This window comes from Frisingicoccus sp. (assembly GCA_016298055.1).
GTDB lineage: Bacteria > Bacillota > Clostridia > Lachnospirales > Lachnospiraceae > Frisingicoccus.
Map to the genome: position 1 here is coordinate 1 of JAEDDO010000080.1, position 8,578 is coordinate 8,578.

10 protein-coding genes and 1 pseudogene are annotated in these 8,578 nt (G+C 41.2%); 9 read left to right on the forward strand and 2 right to left on the reverse strand.

Translation table 11 applies throughout. The features are described from left to right. Positions 1–163, forward strand: a pseudogene (locus tag QZZ35_RS11645) (DUF3791 domain-containing protein); the annotation flags it as partial. Between the two features lie 285 nt (positions 164–448). Here the strand turns inward: QZZ35_RS11645 and tsaA are convergent. Then, complete coding sequence (gene tsaA / locus QZZ35_RS07415; protein ID WP_291236823.1) at positions 449–1,138, reverse strand: tRNA (N6-threonylcarbamoyladenosine(37)-N6)-methyltransferase TrmO; 690 nt, start codon at positions 1,136–1,138, stop codon at positions 449–451. A gap of 123 nt (positions 1,139–1,261) precedes the next feature. Next, entirely contained in the window at positions 1,262–1,603 is a 342-nt protein-coding gene (locus tag QZZ35_RS07420) for a helix-turn-helix domain-containing protein (RefSeq protein WP_291236824.1), read from the reverse strand. 240 nt (positions 1,604–1,843) lie between these two features. On the opposite strand from QZZ35_RS07420, the gene QZZ35_RS07425 reads away from it, so the two are divergent. From QZZ35_RS07425 to QZZ35_RS07460, 8 genes are all read left to right on the forward strand, one after another. Next, the gene (locus tag QZZ35_RS07425) at positions 1,844–2,785 is read left to right on the forward strand and encodes a substrate-binding domain-containing protein (protein WP_291236825.1); all 942 of its coding nucleotides are present in this window, start codon (positions 1,844–1,846) and stop codon (positions 2,783–2,785) included. 6 nt (positions 2,786–2,791) lie between these two features. Further along, positions 2,792–3,646, forward strand: coding sequence for a phosphate ABC transporter permease subunit PstC (gene pstC, locus QZZ35_RS07430; RefSeq protein WP_291236826.1), 855 nt, complete (start codon positions 2,792–2,794; stop codon positions 3,644–3,646). After that, positions 3,639–4,481: a phosphate ABC transporter permease PstA gene (gene pstA / locus QZZ35_RS07435; protein WP_291236827.1), complete on the forward strand. Its 843-nt coding sequence runs from the start codon at positions 3,639–3,641 to the stop codon at positions 4,479–4,481. The genes pstC and pstA overlap by 8 nt, the downstream gene beginning before the upstream one ends. Positions 4,482–4,489: 8 nt before the next feature. Further along, positions 4,490–5,239 (forward strand): phosphate ABC transporter ATP-binding protein PstB, encoded by a 750-nt coding sequence (gene pstB, locus QZZ35_RS07440; protein WP_291236828.1) that lies wholly within the window; start codon positions 4,490–4,492, stop codon positions 5,237–5,239. Position 5,240: 1 nt separating this feature from the next. Continuing rightward, the gene (gene phoU, locus QZZ35_RS07445; RefSeq protein WP_291236829.1) at positions 5,241–5,894 is read left to right on the forward strand and encodes a phosphate signaling complex protein PhoU; all 654 of its coding nucleotides are present in this window, start codon (positions 5,241–5,243) and stop codon (positions 5,892–5,894) included. After that, positions 5,891–6,559 (forward strand): response regulator transcription factor, encoded by a 669-nt coding sequence (locus QZZ35_RS07450; RefSeq protein WP_291236830.1) that lies wholly within the window; start codon positions 5,891–5,893, stop codon positions 6,557–6,559. The genes phoU and QZZ35_RS07450 overlap by 4 nt, the downstream gene beginning before the upstream one ends. Positions 6,560–6,561: 2 nt before the next feature. Then, on the forward strand, positions 6,562–7,926 hold the full coding sequence (locus tag QZZ35_RS07455; RefSeq protein ID WP_291236831.1) for a sensor histidine kinase: 1,365 nt from the start codon (positions 6,562–6,564) through the stop codon (positions 7,924–7,926). 220 nt (positions 7,927–8,146) lie between these two features. Then, on the forward strand, positions 8,147–8,578 hold a 432-nt coding region (locus QZZ35_RS07460), incomplete at its 3' end, for a hypothetical protein (RefSeq protein ID WP_291236832.1).

An 8,578-nucleotide genomic window follows, 5' to 3' on the forward strand; every position in this document is an offset into this window, starting at 1 on the left:
TAAACAGCAGGGACTTTCACTGGATACGGCATTGGATTTCTTTTACCATTCCGAGGTCTATCAGCTGATTCGTGACGGTGTATCGGATATGCACTGCATGAGCGATGCATATCTGGCAGAGGAACTGGAACAGGAATATGCTGAGAAAAATACGGGATACTAAAGGAAGAAAAAAATTTGAGGATAAGCTGAATGAGGAAGTTCTGGAAAGAGCAAAGATAATCCACATTAGTTTTGTGACAATGACGTTACATCCTCCCCACCCATCTTGTAACAATAATATAACATCCTCTATACAGAAACATGCGGTTTTAAGCCATTTTCATGGCAAAAAAGCCGCATATTTTTTGTAGCAATGACTTGACATCCTCGGGTACTTTGTGTGTGAGGGATAGTTTGCCAGTCGGTACCGTTAAGAGGCTTGTCTGATTGGAGGTATGAAGGAAATCTATTCCGGAATGACAGAAATCACAGACAATTTTTTTTCATGGACAGTAAATTTGATTTCAAATCCTGCAAAGGAAAAACCATAGACCCGTTTTGGATCATTCTGATAGGAGGGTCTTGGATCCTGTGCCAGAAGGGCTAAAAGGGATTCACGTTTATTTTCTGGTAAAATGTTCAAAAGTTCATTTGGACAGGACACATCCAGTGTATAGTTTTTTACCGGGCCGGCAAATCCATCAGAAGCATCGGGATGGCTGTCCACATAGTTCAGGTAGGGTTTGATATCAAAAATAGGTGTTTTGTTCATCAGATCCGCTCCGGCTATATGAAGTATCGGGCCGTACTCTGAAGTAAATTCAATTTTTTCCAGGCGGACAGAAGACAGACCGAGAGCATTAGGACGAAAAGGGGAACGGGTGGCGAAAACACCCATACGTGTATTGCCTCCGAGACGCGGCGGGCGCACTGTTGGAGACCATCCGGATGTCATGTTTTCAGAAAAACCCCAGATAAGCCAGATGTGTGTGTAATCTTCCAAACCGCGCAGAGCTTCGGGAAAGCGGTATTCCGGTTCGAATATGAGGATGCTTTTCAAAGAATTTATGAGACCACTCTGACGTGGAATACCAAATTTATTTGGAAAATCATTATAAATGTAGGCGATTGGGTGAATGGTGTAGTCTGTTTTCATAATTCCAGTGACTCCTTTAACTGATCTTGTCCTAAATTATAGAGATGTTCTGCACTTTTTTCAAGAAAATAAAAAGGATATCTTTCAAAGTTATGTATAGTACTTTGAAAGATATCCTTTTTATTAAGATTCTTTTTCAAATTCCAGTAATCGGCGGACTGCTTTTTGCATATCCGGATGATTTCTGTATGCAATAATCAGATCTTTTTCCTGAGTCGTCAAATTAAATACGGTTTTTTTCGGTGGCTTATATCCAAAAATCTCCAGAATATCATCGATATGATAGATGCAGCACAACCGCATAAGAGTATCGGCATCTGGCTGGGTATGGCCGCTTTCCCATCCGTAAATTGTTTTTACTGCGACAGGCTGAATTTCAGACAAGGTTTCCGAAACTTGCGGGATAGATAAATTATTCTTTTTTCGATAGAATTTCAGACGTTCAGCAATCAACGGATTCTTCATAGCCAACCTCCTTTTGGAGCTTATTTTATCTGTCTTTTTGACAGAATGTCAATCAATTCGAATGTATTCTTTGCAAACAAGAATTATTTGGAATTTATATGTAAAAAAATCTTTAAAATCAAGCAAATGTAAAATCATTTAACATAAAGTTTACAAAAAGGCCCTTACAGATTTTACAACAGGTGTTTAATATCACAGGTGAAACAAAAGTTTACAAACAATGTTAAGGAGATTGGAAAAATGAAAAAGAGTTTATTAGTAACAATATCGGCATTAATGGTAGGAAGTATGCTTTTGACAGGATGCGGTTCTGATAAAAAAGAAACAACGGCATCAAGCGGAGCAACAGAAACAAAGACAGAGACAACAGGAGATACAAAAGCAGCATCAACAGAGGGTGCATCCGGTGAGATTACGGTTGTTTCCAGAGAAGATGGTTCAGGTACACGTGGTGCATTTGTTGAATTACTTGGTATCGAAGAAAAAGACAGTGATGGCAATAAGATTGATATGACAACAGAAGATGCAAAGATTACGAACAGCACCTCTGTTATGATGACAACTGTAGAAGGTGATGTGAATGCCATCGGTTATATTTCTCTTGGTTCTTTAAACGAAACAGTAACAGCAGTAAAGGTTGACGGAGCAGAAGCTACTGCAGAAAACGTTGCATCCGGTACATACAGTGTTCAGCGTCCATTCAATATTGCAACAAAAGATACACCGAATGAAATTGCTCAGGATTTTATTAATTTTATTATGAGTAAAGAAGGTCAGGCGGTTGTTGAAGAAAATCATTACATTGCAGTTGGCGATCAGCCTGCATACGAACCGGCCGGTGTCGAAGGAAAAATCGTTGTTGCCGGATCATCTTCTGTAACACCAGTCATGGAAAAATTAAAAGAAGCTTATGTAGCTTTAAATCCAAAAGTTGAAATCGAAGTTCAGCAGAGCGATTCAACAACAGGTATGCAGTCTGCTATTGACGGTCTTTGCGATATCGGTATGGCTTCCCGCGAATTAAAGGACAGTGAAAAAGAAGCTGGTTTAACATCCATGGTCATTGCTCAGGACGGTATTGCGGTTATTGTCAATAACGAGAGCGGCATCACAGATTTGACAAGTGAGCAGATAAAAGCAATTTATACAGGTGAAGTGACAGAATGGGAGGATGTAAAATAATTTCCTATGAAGTTAAATAAAGAAAACGTAATGAAAGTGGTTTTCTTTCTGGCAGCGTTAACTTCTGTTTTGGCCGTAGCCCTGATTTGTGTTTTCCTTTTTGCAGGCGGGGTTCCGGCCATGGCAGAAATCGGATTAAAAGATTTTATTTTTGGCCAGAAATGGAAACCGGGTAATGGTTTATATGGCATTTTCCCGATGATCGTGGGAAGTATTTGTGTCACTGGAGTTTCATTGGCAATTGGTGTGCCGATCGCTGTCTTTTGCTCTGTATTTATGGCTGCCTATTGTCCGACAAAGATCTATCGTTTATGTCAGGCGGCAGTTAACCTGATGGCAGGTGTACCTTCGATCGTTTATGGTTTTTTTGGCCTGGTTCTGATTGTACCTTTGATGAATCAACTGACAGGAAAAGACGGAAGTACGATGCTGACGGCATCAATTGTTCTGGCAATCATGATTTTACCGACGATCATCGCACAGGCAGAGACATCGATTCGCAGTGTGCCGGACAGTTATTATGAGGGCTCACTTGCACTTGGAGCAACAAAAGAAAGAAGTATGTTTTTTGTTGTACTTCCCGCAGCAAAGTCTGGCGTGATTGCAGGAATTGTTCTTGGAATCGGACGTGCGATCGGTGAAACAATGGCGGTTGTTATGGTTGCGGGTAATCAGCCAAGAATACCGAAAGGATTATTCAAGGGGCTGCGCACGATGACCGCTAATATTGTACTGGAAATGGGTTATGCGGCAGATCTTCACAGAGAGGCACTTATTGCGACGGGCGTGGTACTTTTTATCTTTATTTTAGTGATCAATCTGCTTGTGTCTATGCTGAACAGGAGGACGGTGCATGAGTAAAAAAAATAAAGAACACTGTGGACGTACATCTGCGGTTATATTAAAAACATGTGTTTTCTTAAGTGCAGTGATTACTTTTTCCGTTCTTGTTTTTATCATCGCATTTATTTTAATTAAAGGTGTGGGATATTTAAAACCGAGTCTGTTTGCATGGGAATATACTTCGGAAAATGTATCTTTAGTTCCGGCAGCGGTAAATACCGTGATCATGGTCTTTTTAACATTGCTGATCGCCGTACCTCTGGGGGTTTTCGCAGCCATTTTTCTTGTGGAGTATTCGGGAAAAGAAAGTAAGATCGTTAAGGTCATCCGTATGACAGCGGAGACACTTTCAGGAATTCCATCAATTGTGTATGGACTTTTCGGATTAATGTTTTTTGCGACAGCTCTGGGATGGGGACTTTCAATTTTATCCGGTTCATTTACAATGGTCATTATGATTTTGCCGTTGATCATGCGAACAACGGAGGAAGCGTTGAAATCTGTTCCGGATTCTTTCCGAGAAGCCAGTTTTGGATTGGGAGCAGGGAAACTTCGTACAATCTTTAAGATTGTTCTTCCGGCAGCTATTCCGGGAATTCTCGCAGGAGTCATTCTGGCGACTGGACGTATTGTCGGAGAGACGGCAGCCCTTATTTTTACTGCGGGAACTGTGGCAAATATTCCGTCCAGTCTTTTTGGCTCCGGCCGTACATTGGCTCTTCATATGTATGTGCTTTCAAATGAAGGTCTTCATATGAATGAAGCTTACGCAACAGCGGTGGTACTTTTAGTACTTGTTTTATTAATTAACGGATTATCGAATTTGATTGCAGGAAAACTTGCAAAGGTATGAGGATAACTATGGATAAAATGACAATTAAAGACATGAATCTCTACTATGGTGATTTTCATGCACTGAAAAATGTAAATTTAAATCTTGGAGAAAAAGAGATTACAGCTTTTATCGGTCCGAGCGGCTGCGGAAAGTCGACACTGTTAAAATCATTGAACCGTATGAATGATCTGGTTCCCGGATGCAAGATCGAGGGAGATATTCGTCTGGATGGTGAAGATATTTACGGGAATATGGATGTGAATCTTCTCAGAAAGCGTGTGGGTATGGTTTTTCAGAAACCAAATCCATTTCCGATGAGTATTTATGATAATATCGCATATGGACCGAGGACACATGGTATTCGTTCCAAAGCCCAGCTGGATGAGATTGTTGAGACATCGCTTCGAAATGCTGCAATCTGGAATGAAGTTAAGGACCGATTGAAAAAAAGTGCTCTCGGAATGTCCGGAGGACAGCAGCAGAGACTGTGTATTGCAAGAGCCCTGGCCGTGCAGCCGGAAGTACTTTTAATGGATGAGCCGACATCTGCACTGGATCCTATTTCAACTTCAAAGATTGAAGACCTTGCAGTAGAGCTCAAGAAAGATTATACTATTATTATGGTTACGCACAATATGCAGCAGGCTGCCCGCATTTCAGATAAAACAGCATTTTTCCTTTTGGGAGAAGTGATTGAATATAATGATACCGAGAAACTTTTCTCAATTCCGGAAGATAAACGGACAGAAGATTATATTACGGGGAGGTTTGGCTGATATGAGAAATCGTTTTGATGCACAGCTTGAGTTACTTCATCAGAAGCTGATTGAGATGGGAAATTTGTGTGAACAGGTCATTTCTATGACATACAAAGTATTAATGGATGAGAATCATGAGGCAGCAAAGGAGATTATTGAAAAGGATGGTCATATTGATCTGATTGAGAGAGACATTGAATCCCTTTGTCTGAAATTATTGCTTCAGCAGCAGCCTGTAGCCTCCGATCTGCGAAAAGTGTCTGCAGCTCTTAAGATGATTACAGATATGGAACGTATCGGTGATCAGGCGGCAGATATTGCCGAGATCATTATGACGACCAATATAAAGGCACCGGGGCTGGATGTTCCGATTGGCCGGATGGCAGAGGCTACGGTCCGGATGGTGACAGACAGTGTGAATGCTTATGTATGGCAGGACCTTGACACAGCGCAGAAGGTGATTGAATATGATGACGTTGTCGATAATCTTTTTGATGAGGTAAAGGAGATGCTGATTCGCGAGATTGACACCAATCCGATGATCCATGAACATGTCATGGACATTCTGTTGATTGCCAAATATTATGAACGTATCGGCGATCATGCGACGAATATTTCCGAATGGGTGGAATTTTCCATAACGGGAAAACATAGAGGAGACGAACATTTATGATCTATTGTCTTGAGGACGAACGCAATATACGTGAATTGATTGTTTACACATTGGAATCCAGCGGCTTTCATGCGGCTGGCTTTTCCAATAGTACGGATTTTTTTGCTGCCGTGGTAAATGAAAAGCCGGAGCTTATTTTATTGGATATCATGCTGCCGAAAGAAAGTGGACTGACCGTTTTGCAGAAATTGAAAGATTCCATGGTCACGAAAGATATTCCGGTTATTATGGTGACAGCCAAAGGATCTGAATTTGATAAAGTAACGGGTTTAAATATGGGGGCAGATGACTACATAGCCAAACCCTTTGGTATGATGGAATTCATCGCACGTGTTCGAGCGGTTCTTCGAAGAGGCGGCATTAAGGAAAGCGGTAATGTCCTTGAATATAAATCACTGGTGATCCATCCGGAAAAGCATGAAGTGCTTGTAGATGGAACAGCAGTCACATTGACATTAAAGGAATTTGAACTTTTAAAATATTTAATTGAAAACAGAGATATTGTTGTGACGCGAAATCAGATTTTGGGTCATGTTTGGGGCTATGATTTTGACGGAGAGACTCGGACGGTGGATGTCCACATACGTACACTGAGACAAAAACTCGGGGAATGCGGCAGATATATTGAAACTGTGCGGGGTGTAGGGTATCGTATCGGGGGCTGAATATGAAAAGAAAAATCATTATGAATACAATGATTATTGTGATCGCGGCGATATTGCTCACTTTTTTTTCTGTAACAGCTATTATGTATGCCCATTCCGTGGAGTCATTAAAAAGCGGAACGAAACATGAGGCAAAAATAATTAAGATATCCATTGAACAGGAAAGTGTACATCTCCTGGAACAGGAAGATTTCTGGAGTGAAGACCGGAGGGTAACGATCATCGAGAAGGATGGAAAAGTCATATATGATTCTGTGATCGATGCAGACACGCTGGATAATCATAAAGCTCGTCCGGAAGTATCTCAGGCATTTGTTAAGGGAGAAGGGGATGCGCTTCGAACATCGGAGACGATGCAGAAGAAAGTTTATTATTATGCTGTAAAGCTTGAAGACGGGACAGTGCTTCGAGTAAGCAGTTCGATGGACAGCATTTATCGGATGATGCTTGGTATGGCACCTTATATGGTGCTGCTGATTGTGATAATTATCGGAATATCCGTGGCAGTCATTTGTGTTGAGACAGAACGTATGGTGCGTCCGATCAATGAAGTGAATCTGGATAAGCCGCTGGAAGAACCCATGTATGAAGAATTTATGCCTTTACTGACACGTATGGATCATCAGAATGAGCGTATACGTATTCAGATGGAAGAACTGAAACAGGCGGAAGGAATGCGCAGAGAGTTTTCTGCAAATGTTTCCCATGAGCTGAAAACACCTTTGATGGCCATATCGGGGTATGCGGAAATTATCAGCCGCAATATGGTAAAAAAAGAAGATATTCCTGAATTTGCCGGAAGAATCTATAAAGAAGCCACGCGTATGACCAGGCTGATCGAGGACATTATTAAATTGTCCCGTCTGGACGAACAGTCGGATATGATGCCCTTTGAATCAGTGAATTTAAATCAGATCACGAGGGAGATCGTCGATACTCTGCAGGTCGTAGCACGCAAAAGACATATGACAATTTATGTTGATGGGGAAATGCCGGATATATATGGAGTGCGTCAGGTCGTCTATGATATGCTCTATAATCTGTGTGATAATGCTGTCAAATACAATAAAGACGGCGGTTATGTACATATTTTAATTCAACCTTCCGAAAAAGAGGGTTATGCGGTCAGATGGTCTGTCAGAGATACAGGTATAGGTATACCGGAGGAAGAACAGGAGCGGATTTTCGAGCGGTTTTATCGGGTTGATAAAAGTCATTCGAGAGAGACGGGAGGCACCGGTCTCGGACTTGCTATTGTAAAGCACGGAGCAAAACTTCATGATGCTTTGCTGGAAATTGAGAGTCATGTGGGCGAAGGTACCTGTATATCTGTCGAATTTCCGATGGATAAACCGGCAGCAGTATAATTTGTCTTATTCCGAATGTGTGTCAATATAAGAATGTGGAAAACTAAATTGTTCAACTGAATAAGAAAGAAATATCCCAGGTCTGCTTTAGATTTGGGGTATTTTTTTTCGGATTATGAATTGGAACGAATCTTAGAGTGAGTCCGTCCCTTAGACACCTCTAGACAAAAAGTGGCAGAATTTGTATAATGAAAAATAGTTAAAGAAGGAGTGACTTTGGATGATATATTTTTCAAAAAAGAAGCAGATACCCTATGATATACAATGTGTCCCGGATGGGGTGTCGTTTATTCAGTCCAGTCTGGAGGAATGTGGGTCAGAAAGAAAAAGCATTATAAGAATGCTTCTTTTGACAGAAGAGCTTTTGGTGAAGCTTATCGGAAGTCAGACGAAAGAAAGCGAAGGTTCTGTCTGGATTCAGGTCACTTCGATTTTCGGTGAAACACGGATCCGAATCTGGGGAAAAGGTGAAAAACTTGAGATTCCGGAATCTATGACATCCCTTGCTGATGCAGATGATCCGGAAGCGGAAGAAGTTATACGGAATATTGTATTAAAGGCTTATCAGGATAATATGGATATGAAATATAGAAATGGCATCAATACCGTCTCGATTCGTGTGACAGCCTCTCGATATCGTCAGCTTCTTCTG

Coding starts and splice junctions, on each gene's coding strand:
- pstA (WP_291236827.1), top strand. CDS start 3,639: ATGAGTAAAAAAAATAAAGAACACTGTGGACGTACATCTGCGGTTATA.
- QZZ35_RS07450 (WP_291236830.1), top strand. CDS start 5,891: ATGATCTATTGTCTTGAGGACGAACGCAATATACGTGAATTGATTGTT.
- phoU (WP_291236829.1), top strand. CDS start 5,241: ATGAGAAATCGTTTTGATGCACAGCTTGAGTTACTTCATCAGAAGCTG.
- QZZ35_RS07425 (WP_291236825.1), top strand. CDS start 1,844: ATGAAAAAGAGTTTATTAGTAACAATATCGGCATTAATGGTAGGAAGT.
- pstB (WP_291236828.1), top strand. CDS start 4,490: ATGGATAAAATGACAATTAAAGACATGAATCTCTACTATGGTGATTTT.
- QZZ35_RS07420 (WP_291236824.1), bottom strand. CDS start 1,603: ATGAAGAATCCGTTGATTGCTGAACGTCTGAAATTCTATCGAAAAAAG.
- pstC (WP_291236826.1), top strand. CDS start 2,792: ATGAAGTTAAATAAAGAAAACGTAATGAAAGTGGTTTTCTTTCTGGCA.
- QZZ35_RS07455 (WP_291236831.1), top strand. CDS start 6,562: ATGAAAAGAAAAATCATTATGAATACAATGATTATTGTGATCGCGGCG.
- tsaA (WP_291236823.1), bottom strand. CDS start 1,138: ATGAAAACAGACTACACCATTCACCCAATCGCCTACATTTATAATGAT.